General features: G+C 64.2%; 1 protein-coding gene. It reads left to right on the forward strand.

Annotated features, from left to right (window positions below; all coding sequences use genetic code 11):
• Positions 1–67: 67 nt before the first annotated feature.
• Positions 68–346, forward strand: coding sequence for a transposase (locus BKH20_RS04150; protein WP_075390050.1), 279 nt, complete (start codon positions 68–70; stop codon positions 344–346).
• Positions 347–564: the final 218 nt, after the last annotated feature.

The raw sequence follows: 564 nt of genomic DNA on the forward strand, positions 1-564 counted from the left end.
CCCGGGTTTGATGGAGGCGGTGATGGCACGGAGGGATCACTGTCATGGGACTTGAGGAAGTATCCCGATGAGCTGCGCGAGCGAGCTACGAGGACGGGCGTTGGAGGCGCTGGCTGACCCGGCGCGGGTCAAGGGCGCGATCCGTAGGATCGGCGAGGAGCTGGGTGTCCACTCCGTGGCTCTGCGCACCTGGGTCAAGAAGGCTCAGGTTGATGGTGGTCTGAGGCCGGGCACCACCACTGACCAGGCACAGCGGATCAAGGAGCTAGAGAGAGGTCCGAGAGCTGCGAAGAGCCAACGCGATCCCAAAGAGCACAGTCGGCTTGTCTATCGCGGCGCAGTGTGAGCGCCCGTCCCGTTGATCTGCCAGTACGTCGAGACCAAGAAGGAGGAGTTCGGGGCCTGGCCGGTCTGCAAGGTGCTCACTGGCGCCGGAGTCAAGATCGCCCCGAAGCACGTGACTCACGCTCGCCGTAGCCGGCCTCCTAGCGCCAGGAGCCTGCGCGACAAGGACCCTCAAGACCGAGATCAGACGAGTCCATGAGAACCAGCTACTCGGTGCTG

The organism is Actinomyces oris (assembly GCF_001937445.1).
GTDB classification, from domain to species: domain Bacteria; phylum Actinomycetota; class Actinomycetes; order Actinomycetales; family Actinomycetaceae; genus Actinomyces; species Actinomyces acetigenes.